Here is a 22,746-nt window from a genome sequence, read left to right as displayed (position 1 = left end):
GTTCCGTTGCCAAGCGGGAAGGCGCCTCCGCGATATTGACATTATAATGATGGAGATGTAATATTTACATCATGATTAAGACGCAGGTCCAGTTGCCGGACGAGTTGTATCGGGTCGCCAAGGAGTTGGCGCGGAAGAAGGAATGGTCCCTTGCCGAGTTGGTGCGCCGGGCACTGGAGGCGGTGATTTGTTGCTTCCCTGATGTCGAGAGCGATCCGGGCCCATGGCGTTTGCCGGATCCGCGTCCGCTGGGAGGGGATGCCTTCTTCGAAAATCCCGACTGGCGGTATGACCTCCATGAGGCGCGCGGAATGGTTCGTGAGGCGCGCGGCAGGTACAAGTCGTCTCCAAGAAAGAAGCATCCATCGTGATTTCCTGCGACACGAACATCCTTTTCATGGCGTTGGATTCCGAGTCCCGCGGGCACATCGAGGTCCGGCAGTATCTCGCGTCGGTGGTGGAATCAGCGGACTTTGCGTTGTGCGAGCTGGTGTTGCTTGAATTGTACGGCTTGCTGCGTAATCCGGTGGTGTGCCGACAGCCCTACTCGGCCGCCGAGGCGGCGCAGGTGATCCAGCACCTCCGCGGCCATCGGCGCTGGGCTATCCTGGATTACCCGGGCCCGCAGGCCGGCCTCATGAAGAAAATCTGGGAGGCAGCCGCGCAGACGGCATTTCCCTACAAACGGATTTACGATCTCCGCCTGGCGCTCACCCTGCGCCATCACGGCGTCACGGACTTCGCCACGCGCAACGTGAAGGACTTCGAGGGCTTCGGCTTCCGGCGGGTCTGGGACCCGATGAAGGACGCGTAGGGGCGCCGCTCGCCGGCGCCCACACGGAGAGCGTTATTATACCAAATCCGGGTGAAGGCGGGTAGATTTCGGGCTCGCAGGAGCTCGCCCCTCCATGATTCCTGCAACTGGAGGGCGGAGCTCTGCGACGCCGTTCGTACCGCCTCTCACCCGTACATGGTATTATTCAGCGGCGCAGGTATCTTTGGCCCCAGGCAGGTGCAGCCGGAATACGCTGCCGCGGCTGGGGGCGCTGTCGACGGATACCCGGCCGCCGTGCCGCTCGATGATTTTCCGGACCAGGCTCAACCCCAGGCCCGTGCCCTCGGTCTCGCCCGCGGATTTGAGGCGGGTGAACGGCTGGAACAGCCGCTTCTGCTCTTCCGGTTCGATGCCCGGCCCGTCGTCCCGTACCTCGAAGAAGGCCTCGCTGTCCCGGAGTCCCGTCGCCACCTCGATGTGCCCGCCCGCCGGCGTGTACTTGACCGCGTTGGCCACGAGGTTGCCCATGGCCTGCCGGAGCAGCACGGGATCGCCCTGCGCGGTCGGGATGACGGCGGCCGGGCAGAACTCCAGTCGTTGGGAACGGCTCGCGGCGATCTCGCGGAGCGGCTGGACCGCCTCCTCGGCCAAGGCGTTCAGGTCCACGGGCTGCAAGGCCAGCTCGCCTTCCTCGGTCATGCGCTCGTAGTCCAGGATGCCGCTCACCAGGTCGCGCATCCGCATCAGCGCCTTGCGGACCTCCTCGAGCAGGGCGAGATGATCCTGCGGCAGGGCGGGGGAACTGGTGAGGGCAAGGTCGAGAAACCCTATGGCCGGGCTCAAGGGTTGGCGCAGGTCGTGGGCGGCCAGGCGCCGCAAGGCGTCCTTGAATTCATTCAGTTCCCGCAGCGAGGCCATCAGGCGCGAGTTCTGGATGGCGATGGCCGCCATGCCGGCGAGTTCCTGCATCCACTCCACTTCCTCGTCCGAGAAACCGCGCGGCCGGCGCGAGAGGACGTACAGCACGCCCAGGATCTCGTCGCCCTGCCGGATGGGCACGCCCGCGTAGGCCCCGATCCCGTTCTCGGGGATGATGGGGTTGGCCGTGAACGGGTCCTTCCGGGTGTCGGGCACGACGCAGGGCTCGCCGTGGTCCACGATCCAGCGGGTGGCGCCCCCGCTCTGCCGCACGCGCGCCGCCACGGTGTCGCCGATGCGCGTCGTGGAGGCGCCGGTCTCGAACTGCCTGCGCCGGGCGTCCCAGAGGACCAGGCTGGCGTCCTCGCAATCCAGGAGCAGGCGGGTGTGCCGGATCACGCCCGCGAGGACCTCGTTCAGTTCCAGCCGCGCGTTGATGTCCAGGCTGACGCGCAGCAGCGCCTCGTAGATGTTCTCCGGCCTGTCCGGTCCCGTCATATCCCGCTCCCGCGGACCGGCGGCCCGAGGGCCGCCGGAATCAGGCTTTGCCCTTGGCGAAGAACGCGTACTGCTGGGGATCGCCCATGAAGCACAGGCCCATGGTCTCGCCCTTGACGTCGTCGTAGCGGAGGCCCCGCAGTTCGAGCGCGACCTTCTCCGCCGTCAACGGCAACGACTTGATCCGCAACCCCGTGGCGTCCTCGATCGCGTTGGCGACGATTGGAGCGGACGGGATCATCGTGTGCTCGCCCACGCCGCGCGCCCCGAACGGGCCGTCCGGTTGCGGGGTCTCGATGATGATCGGCACGATCCGGTCCGGCAGGTCCAGCGCGGTCGGGATCTTGTAGTCCGTGAAGTTCGGGTTCAGCAGCTTGCCGGCCGGCGAGTAGCGGATGTCCTCGTAGAGCGCCGTCGCCAGCCCCTGCAGCATCCCGCCGACGACCTGGCCCTTGACCAGGTCGGGGTTGATCGCCTGGCCCACGTCCACGGCCAGCACGACCTTCAGGACGCGCATCTTGCCGGTTTCCTTGTCCACCTCCAGCACGAGGCCCGCCGCGCCGACGGTGTAATGGACGTTCGGGTGGCCGCCCTGGCTGGTCTCCGGGTCGCCCGTCGCGGAAGTGAACTCCGGCATGAACATCCCGCTGGACAGGATCGGTCCTCCGAGGAAATTGCCGCGCGGCGTCTGGATGCCGTTGATGACGAAATCCTTGAACGCCAGCGCGAAGTCCGGCTTCGTGCGGCACTTCACGCGCTCGTCCTCGAGGTAGAGGTCCTCCTTCGCGAACCCGTGGACGCGGTGGACGACCTCGATCATCTTCGCCCGCGCCTCCTCGGCCGCCGCCTTGACCGCGTTGCCGCAGCCCCAGGTCACGTGCGAGCCGACGGTCTGCCACTCGTAGGCGTTGCGGTCGGTGTCCGGCGTCTCGACGCGGATCTTCTCCGGCGGCACGGTGAGCACCTCGGCGGCGATCTGCGCCATGACCGTCAGGTAGCCCTGGCCGATCTCCATGCCGGAGACGCTGATGTTGAGCGAGCCGTCCTCGCTGAACTTCAGGAACGCCGCCGAGGCCGCGTTGGGCGGCATGGCGGGCGCCTTCCAGAAGCACGCGAAGCCCTTGCCGATAACCTTGTTCGGCGAGGCGGATTCCTCCTGCTTGCCCCACTCGATCTCCGCGGCGGTCTTGTCGATGGCCTCGACCAGCGCGCACGGGTTCATGTGCGCGCCGTAGGGCAGGGTGTCGCCCTCGCGGATCGCGTTGCGACGCCGGAACTCGACGGGGTCCAGCTCGATCATCTTGGCGATCCGGTTGATGTGCGACTCGAGCCCGAACATGAACTCGGAGTAGCCGAACCCGCGGTACGGCCCGCCCGGCGGCAGGTTGGTGTACACGCAGACGGAATCGATCTTCACGTTCGGCACGCGGTAGGGGCCGGTGGCGGAGAGCCCGACGGCGTTGACCACGTTCGCCCCGTACTCGACGTACGCGCCCGCGTCCCAGTGCAGCGTGTGCTCGATCGCGGTGATCGAGCCGTCCTTCTTCACGCCCATCTTGATGCGCGCGATCACGCCCTGCCGCTGGTAGGTGTTGTAGAATTCCTGCTCGCGTGTCCAGCGGACCTTGACCGGCGCGCCCTTGACCGCGAGCGCCAGCGCGGCGGCGATGATCTCCATGGAGACGCCCGCCTTGCCGCCGAACCCGCCGCCGACGTACGGCGTGATGACGCGGATGTCCTGGTGCTTCAGCCCGAGCGGCGCCAGCGCGGCCGCGAAGACGTGCCGCTGGGTGTGCGGCGACTGCGAACTCGACCAGAGGGTCAGGCGGCCGGAGAGGTCGCACTGGCCGACGATGCAGTGCGTCTCGATCGCGCAGTGCGCGTAGCGCGGCACGGTGTAGGTGTCTTCGAGCACCACGTCCGCCTCGCGGAACCCCGCGTCCATGTCGCCCTTCCGGGTCTTGCGCCAGTGGGCGATGTTCGTGTCCGGCACCGGGAAGAACCACGCGCAGTGGCCGTAGTTTTTCAGCTCCGGGTGGACGAGCAGCGCGTCCTCCTTCAACGCCTCCTTCAGGTCCAGGACGAAGGGCAGGGGCTCGTAGGTGACCTTGACCAGCCGGGCGGCGCGCTTGGCCGTCACCGGGTCGCGCGCGATCACGGCGGCGACCTGCTCGCCGACGAACCGCACGCGGTCGCGGGCGAAGATGAACCGGTCCTGCATGTACAGGCCGAACGTGTACGGGAAGTCCTTGCCCGTCACGACCTTGACGACGCCGGGCACCTTCTTCGCGCGCGAGACATCAATGCGCTTGATCAGGGCATGGGCGTGAGGGCTCTCGACCACCTCGGCGTGGAGGAGGCCCGGACCGAAATCCAGGTCGTCCAGGAACCGGGCCGCGCCCGTGACTTTTTCCCGCTCGTCGATTCGCGTGGCGGATTGTCCGACAAATTTCATGGCGGTCATGATGGGCCTCCAAAACTTTTTCGATCTCAACGCTCAACAATCAACGTTCAACGCTCAACGCCCAACAACTACGTTGATTCCGAATCTGCCGGATAGGTTTGGGGTGGAGCTTCCCTAAGGACTTTCTTTTCAGCCGTTCGAATGCTGGAAAAGAATATCTTTATGAGTTCCTCCGTCTCCTTGATCAGCGGATCAACTGTTGACGGCGGACGAGCAAGGGGAACTTTCTGCGTGAGTCGTAGCGCACGTCTGGTTTCCCGCAGTTCTTTTAAGCAAACGCCCATCTTGTGTACGAAATCCCTGGCGGACTCGGCAGCGCTTGCCTCGCCATGATTGAATAGCGGCGAGGTTCCTGACCGCAGAAGTTGACCGGCCACATGATTGCCAGCTCGTGTTTTATCCATTCCTTCCGTCAAGCGGATGATATCCGCCGAGTAATCCAACAGCCGCTCTTCCAGGTCGTACTTACTGTCCATGCCCATTTCTCCCTGATGTTCATTGTTGGACGTTGGACGTTGAACGTTGAGCGTTGAACGTTCGTCCTTTCTGTCTCACTCCATCCTTCTTCCGTCTGCCCTGGCGCCCCGCTTCCACCACCGACTCGATGATCGCCTCGTAGCCGGTGCACCGGCACAGGTTCCCGGAGATCGCCTCCTGGACCTCGTGCGCCGTGGGCTTCGGATTCTTCTCCAGCAGGGCGGTGGCGGCCAGGACGATCCCGGGCGCGCAGTAGCCGCACTGGAAGGCGTTGTGCCGGATGAAGGACTCCTGCAAGGGGGTCGGGCCGCTCCGCCCGATGCCCTCCAGCGTCGTGATCTCCTGGCCCTCGACCTCGACGGCGAGGATCAGGCAGCTGCGCACGGGCTTGCCGTCCAGCAGGATCGTGCACGCGCCGCAGTCGCCGCGCTCGCAGCCGGCCTTCGGGCTCTTGACGCCGAGCTTGTCGCGCAGGACGTCGAGCAGCACCTCGTGCGGCGCCGCGGCCACGGTCCGGGATTCGCCGTTCAGCGTGAAGGTGATCTTTTTCATCGCGCGTCCTCCTCCATCACGTTCACCCCGTACACCGGGCCCTTGCCGGCCAGCCGGGCGGCGGCGGTCTTCAAGCCCCGGCGGACCATGACCTCGACCATCAGCGACCGGTACTCCTTCGTCGAGCGGATGTCCGTGATCGGGACGACCTCCTCGACGGCCAGCTTGCCGGCCTCTTCCAGGAGGTCCGCCGAAAGCTTTCGCCCCTTCAGCAGGGCCTCGGTCCGGGGGCCGCGCACGGCGATGGGCGCCACGGCGCCGAACGCCAGCCGGTACTCGCCGCCCGAGAGCGCCAGCACGGCCACGCTGGCCTGGGCGAGGTCCTCGCCCCGGTAGCGCTTGAGTTTCACGAAGCAGCCGGCGGCCTTCTTCGCGGGGAGGGGGGCCGTCACCGACGTGACGATCTCGCCCGGCCGGATCGCCGTCTTGCGCGGGCCGACGAACCATTGGCCGATCGGCACCTTGCGCTTGCCGTTCGGGCCGCGGAGGTGGACGACGGCGTTGTAGACCTGGAGGACCGGCCCGGCGTCGCAGCAGGGGACGGCGGAGCAGATGTTGCCGGTCACCGTGGCCCGGTTGCGGACTCCGTTCGAGGCGACCATCCCGGCCATTTCGCGCAGCAGCGGGAACTTCTGCGCCACGAGGTCGGACTCCAGGACGTCCGAGAACGTCGCCAGCGCGCCGATGACCAGCGAGCGGTCCTTCAGCCCGATACCCTTCAGCTCTTCGAACCCCTTGATGTCCACCAGCAGGTCCGGGGCGACGAGCGAATCGCGGAGCCAGCCGACGAGGTCCGTGCCGCCGGCCAGCACGCGAGTCTGCCGCCCGCGCTTGGCCAGCAGCTTGATCGCCTTCGACAGCGTCTTCGGCTTCCGGTAGTCGAATTCACAGGCTATGGACATACAGCCTCCTTACTTCTGCGCTTTCTTGTAGGGGCGTCGCTTGCGACGCCCGTGAGCGCCGGCGAGCGGCGCCCCTACGTTCGTTATTTCGGCGGCGCGAGCGCGATGATCCGGCACTGCGCCGACTCCATCTCGATGCCCTTGATCGGGTAGCAGTTGATCCACACCCGCTGGTTGCTGATCTTGTCGATCTCGCCGCCCAGGTTCTCCGCGTGGACCAGCTTCTTGGGGAACAGCTTGAGGTGCATGATCTGGTAGTACTTCTTCGGCGGGAACAGCTCGTCCCAGGCCTTGCCGTAGGTGTCCTTGAGCTTCTGCTCCGCCTCGGCGAAGCGGGCGGGGTGCCAGGTGCGGATGATGGTGTTCATCGGGTGGTCCGCGCTGCCGCAGTCCACGCCGATCCACTTGATTTTCATCTTGAGCGCCCACTCCGCGAAGCCGGGGCCGGGGCCGGGGTGGCAGACGAAATAGCGCAGCTCGTCGGATTGCGGCTGGTCCCACGCGTAGCGATGGTAGCCGGTGTTGATGATCAGGATGTCCCCCTTGCGGATGTCCGCGCGCTTCATCAGCAGCTCGGGCGAGTAGAGGTCGTAGTCGCCGACGTCCTTCGAGATGTCCACGACCGCCGCCGGCCCGCACCACTCCTGGATCGGCACGGCGCCGATGGACCGCCCGCTGGCGTGGAAATGGATCTCGCCGTCCATGTGCGTGCCGACGTGGTTGCTCATGGTGATGATCTGGCCGTTGGCGCCCTGGCCCATGTGGGCGCCCGCGATGCGCTTGAAGTACTGGATGCCCAGCGGCATGTAGCTGGGCCAGGGAGGCGTATGGATGCTCAAGCGCTGGGTCAGGTCGTAGACCCGGGCGGTGTTCATCAGCTTGAAGAAGGCATCGGTAGTCATCGGGTGGGTCCTCCGTGGGTGGTCTGTTGGCCGATCATGGTTATTATTCAACTCCCTTGCGCCGAAATAGTAAACACCGGAATTGAGTCGCGACAGCCGGAAAAGGGGCGGGAGTCGTTCGACTCCCGCCCCTATTTCTCCTTGAACGGCAACGGAATGCGCTACGGAATCTTCTGCAGGCGGTCGGTGGGCAGGGGCGGCTCCTTCGGAATCACCGCCTGCATCGTATTGTTCAGGAACACGTTGGGCGAGGTGGTCCAGTTCCCGTTCTGAATGGCCAGGATCCGGCACCCCTTGCCGCCGTTGTTGTAGACCACCTGCTTGATGTCGTTCGCCGCGAGAAGGTCCTCCACGATGATGACATATTCGAAAGTGAGTCCTGGCGCGCTGTACACGTCGGTGACCCAGGCTTCGGCGCTCCAGATCTCGGCGTTCCCGTCAAAACGGACAAACTGGGCCTCTATTCGCTGCGAGGTCTTCCAGCCGTCCGTCGAATACCGGAGGCCCGCGACATGCCAGGGGCCCTTGTTGGACACCTTGAACTCCAGTTGCAGGATATTGTCCTGGTTGCCCCAGCCCCAGTGAGGAACCAGCACGGCTTTCTGCCGGAGGAAATCGACGGAGACGAGCGTCTCCGCCGCCTTCAGCAGGGAGGGCTGGATGAGCATTACGAATGCCGCAAGGATGAGCCATGTCTTCTTCATGATCTTCCCTTCATTGTTATGGGCTGCCCGAACGCCGGCGTCAGACCGGCCCGCGCGGGCAACCTTTCAACAGGTGAACCCCCGGCCGGACGTTTTTATTGCCGGCCCCGCTAAATCATTGACTGTTTTACGCTCCCGGAGGACGCTGGGATCAAACGGGGAGGGTGGCCATGGGCCGAAACGGTTGTGTGCTGATGCTTGCCGGCCTGCTCTGTTCCGCCGGCGCGGTCTTTCCGGATGCGGTCCGGGACGTCCAACTCGTGCGGATTGGGCGCGGGTTTGCCACGACCACCGAACTGCGCCCCGGCGATACCGTCCGCATCCGCGTGAAGGAAAAGGGCAACGGGATGAAGGACGCCGTCGTGCTGTCCGCCTTCACTCCCGCCCAGATCAAGCTGACGCGCGGCCCGGAGGCCGGCGCGGAACTCAAGCGCTGGTCCAAAGCCGAGGTCGAGGCGGGCCAGGTCCTGGTCTACACCGTCGAGGCGCCGGCCCATGTCGGCCTGGAACTGCAGGGCTCGACCAACAGCCGCATGGAAGTGGCCCGGCGCGGCGACGTCTTCGAGATGACCTTTTCCTCCATCACCGAGCGCTGGGTGCTGGAGGTGAAATTCACCGCGCCCGAATTCTAAAACGGGCCGGCCGCGCCTATCCGAGGGTGACGGCGCGCTTCCCCAGTTTCGCGACCCAGGGCGTGGTCGTGCGCTCGGCGGTGACCAGGAGCCCGTCGCAGGCCAGGGCCAGGGTGATGAAGGCCGCGTCATAGGCGGTGGCGTTGAACTCCAGGGCCGTGGCCAGGAGTTCGGCCCGCGGCGGCTCCATGACTTCCAGGGGCGCTTCCAGGTGCAGAGCGTAGAGTTCGGCGGCCAGGCCCGGGTTTAGCTCCCGCCGCAGAACGTACGTGCGCAGCACGTTGGCGAACTCCAGGTAGTGCAGGGCGGGGACCGCCGCGTGAACCCGGCCGGACAGGATCTTCTCCTGCCACTGGCGCGCCGGCCCGGAGCACGACTCGTTCAGGTACCAGGCGATCGCGACGCTGGTGTCGAGGATCACGTTCATGATGCACGGTCCCGGTCCGCGCGGATCAGTTCCCGCGAGGAGGTTTTGATGGGGGCTTCGGCGAGGCGCCGCCGGACCCCGGCCAGGCGGTCCCGGTAGGATTCGAGCTTCTGCTGCCGGGCCTTGACGCTTACGTAGGTCGCCAGCGCCTCCTGCACCACCGCCCGCTTGCTTCGGGCGCCGGAGTACTTCATGGCCGCCGCCAGCAATTCGTCATCGAGCACGATATTCGTTCTCATGTGTATAATAATGCACCTTACACAATCATGGTGTCAAATCCCGGGCTGATGGGCACTGGAGGGCGGCAGACCCTTGCCGCCGTGCCCGGCGCTTTTTCCAAACCCTGGAAAAAATTGCGCCGGATTTTCCAATGATTGGAAACCAGCGTTACAGCGTCCGCGCGAAGCCCTCGAAGGCCTTCCTGAAGGGCTCCAGCGGGGCGTTGAGGACGCCCGCGCCGACCTGGCCGACCCCCGCTTCCTTGTGGGCCACGCCGGTGTCGATGAACGGCAGGATGTTCTTCTCGACCACCTTGACCACGTCGATGCCGGTCGGCGTGCCGCGGAAGTTGAGCGAGGGAACCTGGTAGACGTTGTTCTCCGCCGCCGTGATCTCGTACATCTGCCGCGTGTAGTTCAGCGCGTCGTTCGCCGTGCCGCCGACGAACTGCACGATCGCCGGCGCGGCCGCGATGGCGAAGCCGCCCAGCCCGTTGGTCTCCGTGATCGCGCTGTCGCCGATGTCCGGGTTGGCGTCCGCCTTGGTGTAGCCGGGGAAGTACAGCGCGTCGGGCACGTCCGCCGGGCCCGTGAACCACGCGTCGCCCGTGCCGGCGAGTTGCACGCCGAAGTCCGTGCCGTTGCGCGCCATGACCACCGCGACGCTGCTGCCGGGGACGTTCCGCGCGGCGTCGAGGCCCGCCTTGCTCGCGGGCATGGACAGGTTCAGGAAGAAGTGGTCGTTCTTGTTGATGAACTCCAGCACGTCGGCCGTGGTCTGCGGGTCGCCCCCCGTGGTCACGATGGCCGGCGCGAGGGCGCGGTAGAGCAGCGAGGTCGCCGCGCGGTTGCGGTTGTGCACCTCGTCGCCCATGTGCAGGGCCTGCGCGATCAGGTTCTTCAGGTCCACCCGGCCGAGTTTCGCGACGGCTTTCTTCAGCGCCGGGTAGAGCACCTGCTCCATCCACTTCAACCGCTTGATCACGTCCTCGCCGTAGGCCCCGTAGCGCAGGACCTTGCCGAGGCCCTCGTTCAGCGTGCAGTAGGCCGTGTTGCCGTGCTCCTCGTTCTTGACAAGGAAGACCGGCATGGAGGCCGACACGATGCCGGCCATCGGGCCGACGGCGCTGTGCTCGTGGCACGGCGCGTACTCGATCTCGCCCGAGGCGGCGAGCTTCTCCGCTTCGGCCGGGGTCTTGGCCCGGCCCTCGTACATCAAGGCGCACATGATCCCGCCCCGCATCGGGCCGCACATGCGGTCCCACGTGATCGGCGGGCCGGAATGCAGGATCAGGTTGGGCTTCATGCCGGGAATAACGTCCAGCGCCTTCTCGAGCCCGACGAGGACGGGCTGGGCGGCCAGGATCTTCGCCGTGACTTTCCGGTTGGCCTCCTCGATCCGCGCGCGGTTCGCGCGGACGGTCCGGAGCAGCGCCGGCTCGACGTCCACCGGCGGCTTCCAATCCACCTGCACCGCCGGCACGCCGACGGAGTCCAGGGCCTCCTTGAACGAGGCCAGGCCGAGGTTCACGACTTTCAGGTCACTACGGAACAATTCGTTTATTTTCATGGGAACTCCGGAGGGAACTACGAAAACACGCGAAAGGCGCGAAAGGGGTTGGTTGACGAACGCTCGTGTTCGATTTCGGGGTAATGGCCGAAGTTCACCAGTATGCCCAACTGTTTGCCTGTGGATTTGAGGTAGTTGATGGTTTGGGCCCGATGTTCGTCTGTCAGCATTTTTACAGCTTTGATCTCAAGTATAATCTCGTCAAAGCACAGGAAATCCGGCTCATAGGCTTGTTTCAGTTTCCTGCCCTTGTAGGTAAGGCCCAGTCGGGGCTGCTCAACAAAGGGAATCTCCTGATCCGCGAACTCCATCGACAGGCATTCCTGGTATGCCGCTTCCAGAAAGCCATTCCCCTTCTCTTTGTAAACTTCAAAGCACGCGCCGATGATCTTGTAGCTTTCCTCCTTGAACAGAATCCGTGTAGTCATTTTCGCGCCTTTCGCGTGTTTCGTAGTTCCCTCTTCTCCTTTAGAGGTTGGAAACGAAGAACCCCGCCATGAAACACGCGGCGGCGTTGCTGGGCAGGACGATGGCCCCGGCCTGCTCCAGCGCCTCGATGACCTTCGGCCGGTTCTGCGGGTCGCGGTCCGTGCCCGTCACGGAACAGACGACGGCGACCTTCTTCGCGGCCTTCGCGACCACCGGGGTCAGTTCCAGGGCCGGATCCATGTTCGCGCCGAAGCCCAGTACGACGTCGAGCAGGATCACCGCCGTCGCGGGGTCGTTCGCCTCGGCCTGGATGCGCTTGTTGCGCAGCGAGAAATCGATCATGGGGTGGGGGCGGCCGACGGTGAACTCGTCCTCACCGTAATCCACCATGGCGTGGCCCTCGCTTTTCAGCGAATCCTTCAGCTTCGCCGCGCCGGCGGTCGGCGCATTGGAGAAGACGTCCTTCAGGCCGAGCTTGCGGAAGATCACCTGCGCCTCGGCGCAGAATGTGCCGCCGCTGAACAGCCCGCGCACGTACTTCCGGCCCTTCAGCCGCTCGGCCAGTTTCTTCGCCGCCTTCTTCATCTCCAGGTCGCGGGCCTCGACCTTGCGCCGGGCATCGTCGTACGACTCTCCCTTCGCGCGCGCGAGGACCGTCAGGGCCGCCTCCTCGAGCGTGTGCGGGCCCGTCGAGGTTTCGTCGCCCAGGAACATCGAGACCACGGGTTTCTTGATCCCCGCGACGACCGCTTCGATGGCCGCCAGCACATCGGGGTGGGGTGGCTTGGAGACCAGCAGGATGGCCTTGGTCTGGTCGTCGGCCGCCAGGGCCTTGATTCCCTCGATGAACATGAGGCCGCCGACGTCTTTCTTCACGTCGCGCCCGCCGGTGCCGAGGGCCTGGGAGATCCCGCCGCCCTCGTTGGCGATCAGGCAGGTCACCTCCTGCAGGCCGGTGCCCGCGGCGGCGACGAGGCCGATCGGGCCGCGCGGCACGATGTTGGCGAAGGCCAGCGGCGCGCCGTTGAGGATCGCCGTGCCGCAGTCCGGGCCCATGACGAGCAGGCCGTGGTCCCGCCCATATTTCTTCAGCGCTACTTCGGTCTCCAGCGACACATTGTCGGAAAACAGCATCACGTGCAGGCCGCGCTCGAGGGCCTCCATCGCCACGTCGCCGGCGTACCGGCCGGCGACGGAGATGATCGCCAGGTTCGCCCCGGGCAGGGCCTCGACCGCCCCCTCGAGGCTGGAGGGACGAGCCGCCTCGCCGCCGGCCGATTTCTTCTTCGTCGCCTCCTTCAGTTCCTCCTCGACCGCGGCCATGGCCTGCTCGACGACAGCCTCCGCCTCCGCCTTGACCGCGATCAGCAGGTCGGTGTCGCCCGAGGCGTCGAAGTCGGAGAGGTAGAGCCCCGACGCGCCGAGGATGCCCTTGTTGGTCTGCGTGCCCATGACCACGGCGGCGTCCGTGACGCCGTCGAGCGCGGCCACGGCCTTGCCGACGCGCATCAGGGTGATGGAGTCGTAATAACTCCCCTTCTTGATTTTACCTCTCACCATCATGGGTCTCTCCTGTTGGGCGTTGGGAGTTGAACGTTGGCTGTTGGAAGTTGAATCCTTTGTGCACCGCCAGCACCAATCCTGTCAAGATATCCGCGCCGGAAGTTTCGCCGTGGGCCAGGACGCGGTCGGCGCAGGATGGCATGGCTTCCGTGTCGGCGCCGACCAGGGCGGCGAGGAGTTGCTTCACGGGTTCGTTCACGCGCCCCTCGGCGGCGAGGGCAAGGAAGGCGTCGGAGAGGAGCGTGCCGCTCGAACCAGTCATCCCGAGCGCAGCGAGGGATCTCCATAACGAGCCGGGCGCCGGTGAGGGGAATCCCTTGCCACGTTCGGGATGACGGGTGGGGCCGGCGAGATGCGAAGCGATCAGCGCGCCCGCCAGCAGGTCGTCCCCGGCCGGCGTCAGGCCGAAACCGCAGCCGCGAAGCAGGCGGGCGCCTTGCGCCGGATCCGCGCCCAGCAGCAGCCGTGCGCCGTCGCGGATTTGCTTCGCCATGTTCTGTTCAAACCCGGGGCGGAAGTTCGCGGCGCGGGATTCGTCCAGCAGGAAGGCGAGGCTCTTCGGGTGGGCCGCGGCGCGCAGGTGCCGGGTCAGGGCCTCGACCATCGCCGGAGCCGGCGGGCCTTCCGGAAGGGCGGAGTCATAGCGCGGGCCGAGGGGAGAGCGCCGGCCATCAAGCATCAGGACGTCGGATTCAAGGACAACCGAGTCGGCCTCGGGGAACTCGCCTTCCACAACAACGTTGATCGGCCCGGATCCGACGGCGGGGGTGACGAGGCAGAGCACAGCGGGACGGGGGCGTCCCGCCTCCAATCGATAATTGGTGACCGTCTTGAACCGGGAGTGGAGGCGGTATGCGCCCGCCTCCACCCGGTCCCCGACGCTCACGACCTTCATGCGGCGTAGAAGACCATGCCGAGGTTCTTGCCGAACTCGCTCGAGCGTACGGTCTCCACGTTCACCCGGACCGCCATGCCGGATTTCGGCTTGGGGATCTTCACCTGGCCGGTGACCCGGATGCCGTTCTCGAGTTCCACAATGCCCAGGGTCAGTTGCGCGACGTTGAAGTCCGCGGGCAGGGTGGAGAGGTCGGTATAGGTCAGCAGCTTGCCTTTCTTCGGCAGGGGCACGGGATCGAACCCGTGCGGCTCGTTGGCCTTGCACTTCTTGCAGACCATGCGGAAGGGGTAGTGAAGCTGGCCGCACTTCCGGCACTGGTACCCGTAGATCTGGAGTTCCATGGCTTACTCCTCCCTCTTGAAGACGAGGCTGACGACGTTGTTGCCGAAGCCGCCGAAGTTGACCGTGAGGCCGATCTTCGCGTCCTTGACCTGCCGCTTCTTCGCCTCGCCGCGCAGTTGCGTGACGATTTCGTGCGCCTGGCCGATGCCGGTCGCGCCGACGGGATGGCCCTTGCCCTTGAGGCCGCCGGACGGGTTGATCGGGATCTTCCCGCCGAGCGCCGTCTCGCCGCGCTCGAGCGCGAGGTGGCCCTCGCCTTTCTTGAAGAAACCGACCTCCTCGCTCTCGACGATCTCGAGGATCGTGAAGGCGTCGTGGAGTTCGGCGACGCTCACGTCGGCGGGCTGGATCCCGGCCATCTTCATGGCCTGCGCGGCGGCGCCGCGGACGGCCAGCAGGTCGGTCGGGTTCTCGCGCTCGTGGACGCAGTGCGTGTCCGTCGCCTGGCCGACGCCGGCGAGCCGGACGAGCGGCCGCTTCACCTTGCGCGCGACCTCCTCGGAGGCGAGGATGACGCACGCGCCGCCGTCGGAGACGGGGCAGAAGTCGAAGAACCGCAGCGGGTCGGAGACGAAGGGATTGTTGGTCATGGCCTCCGGTGAATCGAGGATCGCGTCCACGGTGATCGGCTGGTGCAGGTGCGCGAACGGGTTGAGCATGGCGTTGCCGTGGTTCTTGACCGCGACCATGGCCAGGTGGCGGCTGGTGACGCCGTATTTCTCCATGTAGAGGCGGGTAAACATCCCGGCGAGCGACGGCAGGGTGACGCCGTAGATGTATTCCGCCAGCGGGTGGGTCAGCGTGGCCACGAAGTCCGTGGCCTCGAGGTTGTTCACCTCGCGCATGCGTTCCGCGCCCGTGACCATGACCGTGTCGCACAATCCCGACGCGACGGCCATGAACCCGGTCTTGATGGCGGACGAGCCCGAGGCCGGGCCGTTCTCGATGGTCTCCGCGCCGATGGGCGTGAGGCTCAACGTGTCCACCACCGCGCTGGCGAGGGCGGTCTGGCCGTTGACGCGGCCGCCGCCCATGTTGGCGACGTAGAGGTGGTCGATCTTCGGGTTCCCCGCGTCCTTGAGCGCCATCATGGCCGGGTAGGCCGCGATCTCGGAAAGGGGGTATTCCAGCCGGGAGAAGCTGGTGATGCCGACGCCGATGACGTAGACGTTGCGCATGGTCACACCTTCCCTTCCGGCTCGCCCAGTTCGGCCAGCTTTTGACGGCTCAATAGGAGCGAGGTGCCCGTGGGATCGTTCTTGGACCGCGTGGCGCCCATCAGGTCCGCGGGCGGCTTGGGCGGGTTGGACGGCGGCAGGATGGCCGCCTGCGCCTTCTTCAGCAGCGCCTCCGGCACGGGGCGGCGGCCGACGACGAGCGTGTCGCGCGCGGCGTCGAACAGCGGCTTGGTCAGCGCCCACGACGGCACGCCGCCGAGCTCGTGCGCCACGTTGAACCGCTTCTCGAGGTGGTACTCGATCATCCACCGCCGGAACCCGATAGGCGACTCGGCGACGATGAGAACCTCCTTATGGCCGAGGATGTCCATGTGGTATTCCATCTTCGCCGCGAAGGCGTGCGCGCCGACGCGCAGGCCGCGCCGCAGGGCGAGGGTGTGGTAGGACACGCCGACGTCCTTGTTGAGGGAACGGCCGTTGACGATGGCCGCCAACTCGCCGTTGATCTGGGCGACCAGGACGTACTCGTCCTGCACGCGGTGCCGGTAGTAGCCGAGCAACTCCGCGTACACGCGGACGGCGACGATGTCGTAGTAATCGCGCTCGACGTGGATCAGCGGCTCGACGTGTGGCAGGAGGTCCGGAACCTCCTCGCGGCTGATCTGGCGGACGACCATGTCCTCTCCGCTGGCCACCTTCATATACTTGGGCGGGAAGGGAGGGACCGGGGTGTCCACGGGACGCAGGATTTTTTCCAGTTCTATCGCCATATTTCCTCCGGGTATGCGGGCGGCATTTTATCCGCCCTTGTCGAGGCACCTTAACGCCGCCCGGGTTCGGGGTGCAAGAACGAAGGAGGATCCCGGATCCGCGAGGACAGGAAGAGCGCTCGTGAGTGCGCCCCACGGTTCGCGCCACTCCCTTCGACTCGCGTGGACGCTCGTCCTCCTTGTCGTATTCTCCGTGAAGCGGAGAGGCTCCGCACGTGGAAGGCAAGCCTCTAACGAGCCGCAACTCGCCGCCGCGAGGAATAAACAATCTCACGAAATGTCCATGAACAACTTCCACACCTTGCAACGTGTGAAATCTTGTATTTTGTATCATGCTGCTAATACGCATAATAGATAACATTTGAAGTGCGTGTGAAAGTTCCACACCTTGCAAGGTGTGGAAGTAATGCGGAGGGATCGCGGAGCGGCGCGGAGGCTTCGCAGGCGGTGTCTCTCCTTTCCCCTTATGCCCGGGCTCAAAAGCATGTTGAATTGCCCGGCCACGGGGTGTAGGGCTTGTTTCCTTTCTGACCAAGGAGCGGACATGAGCGGGCAGGATTGGATGTTACTGGCGTTCCGGGTCATCGGCGGCATGAGCCTGTTTATCTTCGGCATGCACGTGATGACCCAGGGCTTGAGGGCGGCCGCGGGCGAGGCGCTGCGCGTGATCCTGGGGCGCACCGCGCGCCGCCGCGTGCAGGGCTTGGTGCTCGGGACGCTGGTGGGCTTCCTGGCCCACAGCGGCGCGGCAACCACCATGATCGCCGGCTTCGTCAACGCCGGCCTGATGGGCCTGGCGGAGTCCGTACCGCCCATGCTCGGGGCCAACGTCGGCACGGCGCTTTCGATGCAGTTGATTTCCTTCCACATCGGACACTACTCCTGGATGGCGATCGGCATCGGGTTCATCGTGAGCGCGGCCGCGCCGGGCTCCCGCGTACGGGAGTCGGGCCGCGCCCTGCTGGGCTTCGGGCTGCTGTTCCTGGGCATGACGACGATCAGCGAGGCCATCGCCCCCCACAAGGACATGCTGGCGCCCTGGCTGGCGCGCATCCACGGAGAGACCTGGAGCGGGCGCCTGTACGGGGTGGGCCTCTCGGCGCTGCTGACGGCGCTGGTTACCAGCAGCGGGGCGGTGATCGGCCTGTGCTTTGCCCTGATCACCGCCGGCGTGTTCACCCAGTTCGAGCAGGTCTTCCCCATCGTGCTGGGCGCGCACATCGGGACGTGCATCGTGGCGCTGACGGCCAGCGCGGCGATGAACGTCGAGGCCCGGCGCTCGGCCCTGGGACACCTGGTGTTCAACCTGTTCAACGTGGTGCTGGCGCTGCTCGCGTATCCCGCCGTGCGCGCGCTGATGCTGTGGAGTTCGTCCGACCTGTCGCGCCAGACCGCCAATCTCCATCTCTTCGTGATGACGGCCGCCGCGCTGCTCGTGCTGCCGGCCAGCAGGCCGGTCGCGGGCCTGCTCCGGGTGCTGTGGCCGTCGCGCGAACCGCCCCCGGAACCCAGCCACCTGGATGCCGACCTGCTGGATAAACCCGAACAGGCCCTGTGCGCCGCCATCCGGGAGCTTCGCCGCATGGCCCACCTGTGCGTGCGCTGCATGGATACCAACGGCACGGTCATGCTCAAGGGCTGCCGCGCCAGCCTGCGCCGCCTGTACGCCGACGAGGAGGTCATCAACGAGGTGAAGCAGGCCATGTATCATTACCTGGGCCACCTCACGAGCCGCTACCTGTCCCGCCGCCAGACGCTGTTTCTGCAGCACCTGGGGCGGTGCATGAAAGACCTGGAGCGCATCGGCGACCACCTGACCGCCCTGGGGGACATCTCCATCGAGCGCCTGAAGCACCCGGAGGCCATCGTGCCCGAACCGCTGTTCCGCGTGTGGTTCGATCTCTTCTGCGCCGCCAAGCAGGTCCTGGTCTTGACGGAACAGTCGCTGGACCCGGACCTGGACGACTTCCAGGGCCGCGCGCTCACGATTCTCCAGGCCCGCGATCGCTACATGATCATGAGCATGGACGCCAAGGCGGACTTCGCCGGGGCGGCCGAGGAAAAAACCATCACCCCCCTGGGCGGCTATTACCTGAACCGCTACATCGCCGATCTCGACCGTCTCGTGCGCCACGCCAAGTCCATCGCCTTCGCCGAGCGCCAGCCGGACTTCCGCGTCAAGCGGACCAAGCTCGACCGGGTGGCCCAGCCCGCCGCGCCCTATACTCCGCCGCCCCAGGTGGACGCGGATTCGTACCTGGCCCAGCTCCGGCGGTCCGATTGGCTGGACGATAACGAACCCGCCCTGCCGGATAACAAGACGCCGCTACCGTAGCGGCAGGACGCATTCAAACAGGGCGCGCGGCGCGCCGGGATTGACCAGGGACAACCGCCCGCCGTGGACGGCGGCGATGTCCGCGGCCAGCGCCAGTCCGAGGCCGGCCTGGCCCGGCCGGCCGCTGGGCACGCTCGTGAACCGGTCGAAGATGCGGGCGGCAAATTCCGTGGGGATGCCCGGGCCGTCATCCTGGACCGCCAGCACGGCATGAGAATCCCGCCGGCCGGTCTTCAGCTGGATCGTTCCGCCCGGCGGACTGTGGCGGATGGCGTTGTCCAGCAGGTTGCCGAGCAGTTCCACCAGGAGTTCCTCGCTGCCCGTGGTGCGCAATCCCGGCTCGACGCGGACTTCGAGGGCGACGCCCCGCTCCTGGCAGAGCGGCAGGTAGATGCCCTTCACTTTTTCGGCGGTGTCGGCAAGGTCGACCGGCGCGAACTGCGCGCGCAGGGCGCCGGACTCGAGCCGCGAGAGCTGCAGCAACTGGTCCACGATCCGGGTAAGGCGCTCCAATTCGGCCAGCATGGTCTCGACGGTATCCCGGTAGTGGCCGGGGTCGCGCGGCTGGGTCAGGGCCACCTCGCCCAGGCTGCGGATCGCGGCGATCGGGGTGCGCAGCTGGTGCGAGGCGTCGCCGCTGAACCGGCGCAGGCGCTGCACCACGGCCTCGTAGCGGTTGAACGCGGCGTTGATCGTGTCCGCCAGGTTGTGCATCTCGTCGTCGGGCATGAGATCCGTTTCGATGCGCTCGGAAAACCGGCCGGCCCGGATGCGGTCCGCCGTCGCGGCGATCGTCCGCACCGGGGCGATGACCCAGCCCGATATCCACCAGGCCAGCAGGACCAGCGGGAGAAGCAGGAACAGGTCCAGGCTCGTGGCCTTCAGGACCTCGTGCATGCCTTCGCTCAACGCCTCGCCCGGGTTGTTCCGCCAGCCGATGTATTCGACGATCGCGTAGATGACGGCCTGGGCGGCGATGAAGAAGAAGAGCAGCCCGAGGAGATAGAGGAACACCCGGCTGCGCAGGCGCAGTTTCACGGCGCGCCCCCCGCCAGCACAAAGCCGACGCCGCGCACGGTGCGGATCAGCTTCTCCTCGCGGCCCCGGTCGATCTTCTCGCGGAGATGGGACAGGTGGACGTCGATGACATTGTCCAACGGCGTCAGGCGCCGGTTGACCTTCCAGACGTCCCGCGCGAGCATGTCCCGGGACACGGGATGCCCGGCCCACTGGGCCAGGCAGGCCAGCATGTCGAACTCCCGCGCGGTCAGTTCCACCAGGCGCCCGGCGCGCCGCACCTCGCGGTGCCGGCGGTCCACTTCCAGGTCCGCCACGCGCAGGATGTCGGCGGGCGCCTCCCGCGCCGCGCTGCGCAGCCTCGCCCGGATGCGGGCCAGCAGTTCGGCGAACGAGAAGGGCTTGGCGAGGTAGTCGTCCGCGCCCTCCTCCAGCCCGGTCACGCGATCCGCGACGGCGTCGCGTGCGGTCAGGATGATCACGGGCTGGCGGTGGCCTTCGCGGCGGCATCGCCGGAGCCACTGCAGGCCGTCGCCGTCCGGGAGGGACAGGTCCAGCACCAGCAGGGCGGGCGGGGCGGCGGCCATGGCCGCGCTCGCCTCGGCCAGGCGTCCCGCGATGCGCACTTCAAACCCGGCCTCGCGCAAGCCCCGCGCCAGGCTGCCGGCCACCCGTGGATCGTCCTCGATCACGAGCAGGCCGGCCGGCGCGGGTTCGGCGCTGGATTTCTCACGCTCCATCTTAAGCAATCTTAAGGCAAATCCGGTGGAATGCCAGCGACATCCGGCGGAGAGTGTTGTCCAACCTGGACATGAACACCATGCTTCGCACCTGGGAAAAACTGTTCGAGACCGGCCGCATCCTGCGCCGCTCGCTGCGCGAGCAGCAGGAGTGCATCCGCGAGGTCTACGCGCGGCTGGCGCCGTACCTGGCCTCGCCGGACGGCACGCCCGCAGAGTACGCCGTGCGGCCCGGCGCCGTGCCCTCCTCGTTTTATGCCTGGCGGAAGAACCTGTTCTCGACCCTGTTCCACTCCGCGTACCACCTCCTCGGCATCGAGGCGCCGCGCCGGATGCTGTACGGGCGGCTGATCCACCTCTTCCGCATCTGGGTGACCTCCGCCGACAACCTGCTGGACGACGAGGACAAGGTCGTCGTGCCGCTGGAGATGCCGGGCTCTTCGCGTGTCATGCGGCAGGTGGTCGTCGTGATGGCCGCCGACCGGGTCCTCGCGGAAATGCTGGCCGAGGCGGCCGCGTCGGGGTTGATCGCGCCGGAGCAGGGCGCGCTCCTGGCGCGGGCATCGCTGCGCCGGCTGCTGCCCAGCGCGGCGCAGGAGGCGACGGAGGAGGGCGGCATTCGCGAACGCCCCGACCCCGAGTACGTGCTCCAGGTGATCCACCGGCTCAAGACGGGGCTGTTGTTCAACGTCGCGTTCACGGGCCCGGACCTCCTGGAGGCGGACCTGGCCGCGGCCCGGCGGCAGGGCCTGAAGGACGCGCTCATGCAGTTCGGGCTGGGTTGCCAGTTGCTCGACGACGTGCGCGACATGGCCCGCGACCTGCTCGAGGGCCGGCACAACTATGTCCTTTCCGTTCTCGCGCACTCCGATCCCGCCGCGCTCGACCACCTGCGCGGCGCGGCGCGCGACGTATACGACCGGCTGTACCTGCGCGTTCCGCACGCCGCGCTGCCGGCCGCCCGGCGCGGGCTGGGCCTGATGCGCGACGGCCTTCGGACGCTGGGCGAGGCCGGGCTCGGCTTCGGCGGCGCCCAGGCGGAATCGATGGCCCGCTCGATGCTGGCCGTCCTGGACCTGGAGGGCATTCCGTATGCGTAGAAAGAAATTGCACCCGCGCTCCGCGGTCGCCCGGCGCACGGCCGGCGTCACGCTGGACCACGCCGCGCCGTGGTACGACTGGCTGGCCCCGCTGATGACGCTCGGGACGGAAGCGCGGCTCCATCGGCGCGTGCTGGAGCGCCTGCGCCTCGATCGTCCGCTGGCGGCGCTGGACGTGGGCTGCGGCACCGGCGTGCTGACGCGCCAGCTTCATGCCGCGATCCCGGCGGGGCCGGATCGCCGGGTGGTCGGGTTGGACGCGGCCGAGGCGATGATCGCCGTGGCCCGGCGCAAGACGGGCGGCCGCGAGGGGCTCGAATTCGACGCGGCCCTGGCGGAGGAACTGCCCCATGCCGACGCGGCATTCGACCGCGCGATCTCGACGTTCTTCTTCCATCACCTGGACTACGGCTTGAAATGCCGAGCGCTGACCGAGCTGTGGCGGGTCCTGCGGCCGGGCGGGCTGGCCGCCATCCTGGACGTGGACGTCCCGTACTCCTGGTTCGGGAGCCTGTGCGCGTACTCGGGCTACTGGCTGTTCCGCCAGCCGCAAATCAAGGAGAACATCGCCGGCCGCCTGCGCGACGCGCTGGACGCCGGCCCGTTCCGCGGGCACTGGCGCATCGCCTCGCGGCATTCCGGCTACTTGAGCCTGTTCGAGCTTCGCAAACCCGAAACCGCAAAGGAGAAAGCAAGATGAGGAGATACCTGGTTCCGCTGGTTGTGGTCCTGCTGGCCGCGTCGCGCCTGGGCGCCACGCCAACCCCGCCGTCCGATCCGATCGGCGCCGCGGCGGAGAAGTACTTTGCCGGCCTCTTCGCCGGGCTGAAGGCCGTGGCCGACCAGAAGCCCACGGTGGACACGTTGCGCCAGGTCATGAAGCCCCTCGCGAAGAACACGGAGGGCTTCTTCGGCGGCACGCTGATCGACACGGACTTCGTGATCCGCGAGGTCTATAACAAGCGCGATTTCCTGGCGCGCGGTTTCGACCTGAAGAAGGTCGAGCAACTGGACTACTTCTGGGACCTGATGCGCAAGGCGCCGGCGCCGCAGTTGAGCGAGCCCGCGCACGGCAACATCATGCAGCCGCGCCTGATCGCCATGCGCTATCCCGTGCTCACGGACGGCCGGCTCGAATCGGTGGTCAGCATCATGGTCCGCACCGAGGCGTTCCTGGAGGCGACCGGGCTCGACCGCTGCCGCGGCTACCGGATCTTCTGCCGCGGCGTGCTGGCCGAGGAGGAGGACGGCGACCGGAAGGGCGACTGGAAGTCCGTGTCGCTGGCCCTGCCGTCCACGGAATGGCGGATCGAGTACCTGCCCTGAACGGAGGCT

25 protein-coding genes are annotated in these 22,746 nt (G+C 66.6%); 7 read left to right on the top strand and 18 right to left on the bottom strand.

What is annotated here, in order from left to right:
• Positions 1 to 71 precede the first annotated feature (71 nt).
• The gene (locus KA248_05760; GenBank protein MBP7829403.1) at positions 72 to 371 is read left to right on the top strand and encodes an antitoxin; all 300 of its coding nucleotides are present in this window, start codon (positions 72 to 74) and stop codon (positions 369 to 371) included.
• Positions 368 to 814: a PIN domain-containing protein gene (locus tag KA248_05755; protein MBP7829402.1), complete on the top strand. Its 447-nt coding sequence runs from the start codon at positions 368 to 370 to the stop codon at positions 812 to 814. Before KA248_05760 ends, KA248_05755 begins: the two co-directional genes overlap by 4 nt.
• Before the next feature lie 162 nt (positions 815 to 976).
• On the opposite strand, the gene KA248_05750 is transcribed toward KA248_05755, so the two are convergent.
• The 7 genes from KA248_05750 to KA248_05720 form a co-directional block, all read right to left on the bottom strand.
• Positions 977 to 2,191, bottom strand: a complete 1,215-nt coding sequence (locus tag KA248_05750) for a GAF domain-containing sensor histidine kinase (GenBank protein ID MBP7829401.1) — start codon at positions 2,189 to 2,191, stop codon at positions 977 to 979.
• A gap of 40 nt (positions 2,192 to 2,231) precedes the next feature.
• Positions 2,232 to 4,655, bottom strand: a complete 2,424-nt coding sequence (locus tag KA248_05745) for a xanthine dehydrogenase family protein molybdopterin-binding subunit (GenBank protein ID MBP7829400.1) — start codon at positions 4,653 to 4,655, stop codon at positions 2,232 to 2,234.
• A 68-nt stretch (positions 4,656 to 4,723) separates the two neighbouring features.
• A complete protein-coding gene (locus KA248_05740) occupies positions 4,724 to 5,137 on the bottom strand; it encodes a four helix bundle protein (GenBank protein MBP7829399.1) in 414 nt (137 codons plus the stop codon).
• Between the two features lie 13 nt (positions 5,138 to 5,150).
• Complete coding sequence (locus tag KA248_05735; GenBank protein ID MBP7829398.1) at positions 5,151 to 5,684, bottom strand: (2Fe-2S)-binding protein; 534 nt, start codon at positions 5,682 to 5,684, stop codon at positions 5,151 to 5,153.
• The gene (locus KA248_05730; GenBank protein MBP7829397.1) at positions 5,681 to 6,586 is read right to left on the bottom strand and encodes a xanthine dehydrogenase family protein subunit M; all 906 of its coding nucleotides are present in this window, start codon (positions 6,584 to 6,586) and stop codon (positions 5,681 to 5,683) included. Before KA248_05730 ends, KA248_05735 begins: the two co-directional genes overlap by 4 nt.
• A gap of 83 nt (positions 6,587 to 6,669) precedes the next feature.
• Positions 6,670 to 7,488 (bottom strand): cyclase family protein, encoded by an 819-nt coding sequence (locus KA248_05725; GenBank protein ID MBP7829396.1) that lies wholly within the window; start codon positions 7,486 to 7,488, stop codon positions 6,670 to 6,672.
• Positions 7,489 to 7,649: 161 nt separating this feature from the next.
• Complete coding sequence (locus KA248_05720; protein MBP7829395.1) at positions 7,650 to 8,192, bottom strand: hypothetical protein; 543 nt, start codon at positions 8,190 to 8,192, stop codon at positions 7,650 to 7,652.
• A gap of 170 nt (positions 8,193 to 8,362) precedes the next feature.
• Here KA248_05720 and KA248_05715 point away from each other — a divergent pair, with 170 nt between their 5' ends.
• Positions 8,363 to 8,824, top strand: a complete 462-nt coding sequence (locus tag KA248_05715; GenBank protein ID MBP7829394.1) for a hypothetical protein — start codon at positions 8,363 to 8,365, stop codon at positions 8,822 to 8,824.
• A 16-nt stretch (positions 8,825 to 8,840) separates the two neighbouring features.
• On the opposite strand, the gene KA248_05710 is transcribed toward KA248_05715, so the two are convergent.
• The 9 genes from KA248_05710 to KA248_05670 all read right to left on the bottom strand — a co-directional run bounded on the left by KA248_05710 (position 8,841) and on the right by KA248_05670 (position 16,219).
• Positions 8,841 to 9,251, bottom strand: a complete 411-nt coding sequence (locus KA248_05710) for a type II toxin-antitoxin system VapC family toxin (protein MBP7829393.1) — start codon at positions 9,249 to 9,251, stop codon at positions 8,841 to 8,843.
• A complete protein-coding gene (locus KA248_05705) occupies positions 9,248 to 9,490 on the bottom strand; it encodes a type II toxin-antitoxin system VapB family antitoxin (GenBank protein ID MBP7829392.1) in 243 nt (80 codons plus the stop codon). The genes KA248_05710 and KA248_05705 overlap by 4 nt, the downstream gene beginning before the upstream one ends.
• Positions 9,491 to 9,638: 148 nt before the next feature.
• Positions 9,639 to 11,039 carry a DUF1116 domain-containing protein gene (locus tag KA248_05700; GenBank protein ID MBP7829391.1) on the bottom strand — a complete coding sequence of 467 codons (1,401 nt, stop codon included), beginning with the start codon at positions 11,037 to 11,039 and terminating at the stop codon, positions 9,639 to 9,641.
• A 17-nt stretch (positions 11,040 to 11,056) separates the two neighbouring features.
• Positions 11,057 to 11,467 carry a GxxExxY protein gene (locus KA248_05695; GenBank protein MBP7829390.1) on the bottom strand — a complete coding sequence of 137 codons (411 nt, stop codon included), beginning with the start codon at positions 11,465 to 11,467 and terminating at the stop codon, positions 11,057 to 11,059.
• A 40-nt stretch (positions 11,468 to 11,507) separates the two neighbouring features.
• Entirely contained in the window at positions 11,508 to 13,031 is a 1,524-nt protein-coding gene (gene fdrA, locus KA248_05690; protein ID MBP7829389.1) for an acyl-CoA synthetase FdrA, read from the bottom strand.
• A complete protein-coding gene (locus KA248_05685) occupies positions 13,015 to 13,926 on the bottom strand; it encodes a DUF2877 domain-containing protein (protein MBP7829388.1) in 912 nt (303 codons plus the stop codon). Before KA248_05685 ends, fdrA begins: the two co-directional genes overlap by 17 nt.
• The gene (locus KA248_05680) at positions 13,923 to 14,270 is read right to left on the bottom strand and encodes a hypothetical protein (GenBank protein ID MBP7829387.1); all 348 of its coding nucleotides are present in this window, start codon (positions 14,268 to 14,270) and stop codon (positions 13,923 to 13,925) included. The genes KA248_05685 and KA248_05680 overlap by 4 nt, the downstream gene beginning before the upstream one ends.
• A gap of 3 nt (positions 14,271 to 14,273) precedes the next feature.
• Entirely contained in the window at positions 14,274 to 15,449 is a 1,176-nt protein-coding gene (locus KA248_05675) for an acetyl-CoA acetyltransferase (GenBank protein ID MBP7829386.1), read from the bottom strand.
• 2 nt (positions 15,450 to 15,451) lie between these two features.
• Positions 15,452 to 16,219 carry a hypothetical protein gene (locus KA248_05670; GenBank protein ID MBP7829385.1) on the bottom strand — a complete coding sequence of 256 codons (768 nt, stop codon included), beginning with the start codon at positions 16,217 to 16,219 and terminating at the stop codon, positions 15,452 to 15,454.
• A gap of 544 nt (positions 16,220 to 16,763) precedes the next feature.
• Between KA248_05670 and KA248_05665 the strand changes: the two genes are divergently transcribed.
• Complete coding sequence (locus KA248_05665) at positions 16,764 to 18,554, top strand: Na/Pi cotransporter family protein (GenBank protein ID MBP7829384.1); 1,791 nt, start codon at positions 16,764 to 16,766, stop codon at positions 18,552 to 18,554.
• On the opposite strand, the gene KA248_05660 is transcribed toward KA248_05665, so the two are convergent.
• On the bottom strand, positions 18,546 to 19,592 hold the full coding sequence (locus KA248_05660; protein MBP7829383.1) for a HAMP domain-containing protein: 1,047 nt from the start codon (positions 19,590 to 19,592) through the stop codon (positions 18,546 to 18,548). The two genes, KA248_05665 and KA248_05660, sit on opposite strands and share 9 nt — an antisense overlap.
• Complete coding sequence (locus KA248_05655; protein ID MBP7829382.1) at positions 19,589 to 20,311, bottom strand: response regulator transcription factor; 723 nt, start codon at positions 20,309 to 20,311, stop codon at positions 19,589 to 19,591. Before KA248_05655 ends, KA248_05660 begins: the two co-directional genes overlap by 4 nt.
• A gap of 71 nt (positions 20,312 to 20,382) precedes the next feature.
• Between KA248_05655 and KA248_05650 the strand changes: the two genes are divergently transcribed.
• The 3 genes from KA248_05650 to KA248_05640 are packed head-to-tail and all read left to right on the top strand — an operon-like array spanning position 20,383 to position 22,737.
• A complete protein-coding gene (locus tag KA248_05650) occupies positions 20,383 to 21,411 on the top strand; it encodes a hypothetical protein (protein ID MBP7829381.1) in 1,029 nt (342 codons plus the stop codon).
• Positions 21,404 to 22,111: a methyltransferase domain-containing protein gene (locus KA248_05645; protein MBP7829380.1), complete on the top strand. Its 708-nt coding sequence runs from the start codon at positions 21,404 to 21,406 to the stop codon at positions 22,109 to 22,111. Before KA248_05650 ends, KA248_05645 begins: the two co-directional genes overlap by 8 nt.
• Positions 22,108 to 22,737, top strand: a complete 630-nt coding sequence (locus KA248_05640) for a hypothetical protein (GenBank protein MBP7829379.1) — start codon at positions 22,108 to 22,110, stop codon at positions 22,735 to 22,737. Before KA248_05645 ends, KA248_05640 begins: the two co-directional genes overlap by 4 nt.
• The last annotated feature ends 9 nt before the right edge of the window (positions 22,738 to 22,746 follow it).

The organism is Kiritimatiellia bacterium (assembly GCA_018001225.1).
GTDB lineage: Bacteria > Verrucomicrobiota > Kiritimatiellia > CAIQIC01 > JAGNIJ01 > JAGNIJ01.
This window is presented reverse-complemented; position numbering and strand designations above follow the sequence as displayed.

Coding starts and splice junctions, on each gene's coding strand:
- KA248_05760 (MBP7829403.1), top strand. CDS start 72: ATGATTAAGACGCAGGTCCAGTTGCCGGACGAGTTGTATCGGGTCGCC.
- KA248_05750 (MBP7829401.1), bottom strand. CDS start 2,191: ATGACGGGACCGGACAGGCCGGAGAACATCTACGAGGCGCTGCTGCGC.
- KA248_05745 (MBP7829400.1), bottom strand. CDS start 4,655: ATGACCGCCATGAAATTTGTCGGACAATCCGCCACGCGAATCGACGAG.
- KA248_05740 (MBP7829399.1), bottom strand. CDS start 5,137: ATGGGCATGGACAGTAAGTACGACCTGGAAGAGCGGCTGTTGGATTAC.
- KA248_05735 (MBP7829398.1), bottom strand. CDS start 5,684: ATGAAAAAGATCACCTTCACGCTGAACGGCGAATCCCGGACCGTGGCC.
- KA248_05730 (MBP7829397.1), bottom strand. CDS start 6,586: ATGTCCATAGCCTGTGAATTCGACTACCGGAAGCCGAAGACGCTGTCG.
- KA248_05725 (MBP7829396.1), bottom strand. CDS start 7,488: ATGACTACCGATGCCTTCTTCAAGCTGATGAACACCGCCCGGGTCTAC.
- KA248_05720 (MBP7829395.1), bottom strand. CDS start 8,192: ATGAAGAAGACATGGCTCATCCTTGCGGCATTCGTAATGCTCATCCAG.
- KA248_05715 (MBP7829394.1), top strand. CDS start 8,363: ATGGGCCGAAACGGTTGTGTGCTGATGCTTGCCGGCCTGCTCTGTTCC.
- KA248_05710 (MBP7829393.1), bottom strand. CDS start 9,251: ATGAACGTGATCCTCGACACCAGCGTCGCGATCGCCTGGTACCTGAAC.
- KA248_05705 (MBP7829392.1), bottom strand. CDS start 9,490: ATGAGAACGAATATCGTGCTCGATGACGAATTGCTGGCGGCGGCCATG.
- KA248_05700 (MBP7829391.1), bottom strand. CDS start 11,039: ATGAAAATAAACGAATTGTTCCGTAGTGACCTGAAAGTCGTGAACCTC.
- KA248_05695 (MBP7829390.1), bottom strand. CDS start 11,467: ATGACTACACGGATTCTGTTCAAGGAGGAAAGCTACAAGATCATCGGC.
- fdrA (MBP7829389.1), bottom strand. CDS start 13,031: ATGATGGTGAGAGGTAAAATCAAGAAGGGGAGTTATTACGACTCCATC.
- KA248_05685 (MBP7829388.1), bottom strand. CDS start 13,926: ATGAAGGTCGTGAGCGTCGGGGACCGGGTGGAGGCGGGCGCATACCGC.
- KA248_05680 (MBP7829387.1), bottom strand. CDS start 14,270: ATGGAACTCCAGATCTACGGGTACCAGTGCCGGAAGTGCGGCCAGCTT.
- KA248_05675 (MBP7829386.1), bottom strand. CDS start 15,449: ATGCGCAACGTCTACGTCATCGGCGTCGGCATCACCAGCTTCTCCCGG.
- KA248_05670 (MBP7829385.1), bottom strand. CDS start 16,219: ATGGCGATAGAACTGGAAAAAATCCTGCGTCCCGTGGACACCCCGGTC.
- KA248_05665 (MBP7829384.1), top strand. CDS start 16,764: ATGAGCGGGCAGGATTGGATGTTACTGGCGTTCCGGGTCATCGGCGGC.
- KA248_05655 (MBP7829382.1), bottom strand. CDS start 20,311: ATGGAGCGTGAGAAATCCAGCGCCGAACCCGCGCCGGCCGGCCTGCTC.
- KA248_05650 (MBP7829381.1), top strand. CDS start 20,383: ATGAACACCATGCTTCGCACCTGGGAAAAACTGTTCGAGACCGGCCGC.
- KA248_05645 (MBP7829380.1), top strand. CDS start 21,404: ATGCGTAGAAAGAAATTGCACCCGCGCTCCGCGGTCGCCCGGCGCACG.
- KA248_05640 (MBP7829379.1), top strand. CDS start 22,108: ATGAGGAGATACCTGGTTCCGCTGGTTGTGGTCCTGCTGGCCGCGTCG.